The sequence below is a fragment of the Vibrio harveyi NBRC 15634 = ATCC 14126 = KCTC 12724 genome (assembly GCF_001591145.1).
GTDB classification, from domain to species: Bacteria; Pseudomonadota; Gammaproteobacteria; order Enterobacterales; family Vibrionaceae; genus Vibrio; species Vibrio harveyi.
In genome coordinates, this window is record NZ_BCUF01000133.1 from 1 (window position 1) to 1,191 (window position 1,191).

2 protein-coding genes are annotated in these 1,191 nt (G+C 42.9%); both read right to left on the reverse strand.

The features are described from left to right. Positions 1-17: 17 nt before the first annotated feature. Positions 18-371 carry a hypothetical protein gene (locus VHA02S_RS24820; RefSeq protein WP_001277175.1) on the reverse strand — a complete coding sequence of 118 codons (354 nt, stop codon included), beginning with the start codon at positions 369-371 and terminating at the stop codon, positions 18-20. 123 nt (positions 372-494) lie between these two features. Continuing rightward, on the reverse strand, positions 495-1,191 hold a 697-nt coding region (locus VHA02S_RS24825), incomplete at its 5' end, for an HNH endonuclease (RefSeq protein ID WP_306305197.1).

Genomic DNA, 1,191 nt, shown 5'->3' on the forward strand with positions numbered 1-1,191 from the left:
GATTGTTAGCCCTAAAACTACGCTTTGTTTCTATTCTTGCCCGCTTGCCCTAGCGCTCGAATAACCTCAACGACTCCAACGGAGCTTTGAAGTGACATGATGGCACTTGCTGCGTCATCCCCTCCAGCTTCCCCTAAAGCTCGAATTACTTCTACTGCACCAACTGTACTTTTTAAAGACATGATCGCACTTACCGCATCTGGTCCACCAGCTTCACCTAGTGCGCGAATAACTTCTACTGCTCCGACTGTACTTCTTATGGACATAATGGCACTAACCGCATCTGCTCCACCCGCAGCACCCAAGGCTCGGACGACTTCAACCGAACCAACTGAACTTCTTAGCGACATAATTGATTGAACTGCTGACATTGAAAACTCCTTAATCGAACCAAAAATTTGAGGGCTAACGCCGCATTAAGGTGTGAGCGACGCTTGGCTATACTTGAGCGAAGCGAAACTGCCAAGCGTTGCGAATCACTCTTAAATGCTTTGTTATACCCCATTTTGATGGATACTCATGTTGTGGTACTCAATGTATTCTTCTGAGATTTCATGCCCTGAGCATACATAAAGCTCAGAAAGGTTAAGAGCGATAGCCCCATAGTCGCACATCACATGATGATTTGGACAAAGAACGACGATATTTCCTGCTACGTCAGGACCATTATGCTCTCGACCTAAAGGCTTAATATGATGGGCTTCAGAGTACGTTGCACCCGATTTCAAGTTAATTGTATTGCGACAAATTTGGCACTTATTTTCATACATTAACTTTAGTTTTCGTGCCAATGCCGTATCTCTTAAAACTCTATACGTTACGCTCTCTCGCCTTTCTGGTTCCATTTCACCGTTAGGGATATCAAATGCAATAGGCGTAACAGCCTTTAACTCACCGAACACCCAAAAGCCTCTTTCTTCGGCGTTTTTGATGATCCCTTTCTTTTTGAGTTGATAGAGTACCGTTCTAACTCGGTGCTTCCACTCAGCTTCTTTTGTCCCTTGAGAGCAAATATCTCTACAGATGCAGGTATCATCGCAAAGCTCAGGATACTTTTTCTGCACTAGGTCATATATAGATTTCAATTGAATTACACCATTAGGAATGAAATTCAGTTCATCTTCTATTAATTTTTTATATAGCTGCTTATGCTTCATTTTTAACCTTAAGGGACTACGATCGCTTTGGGTT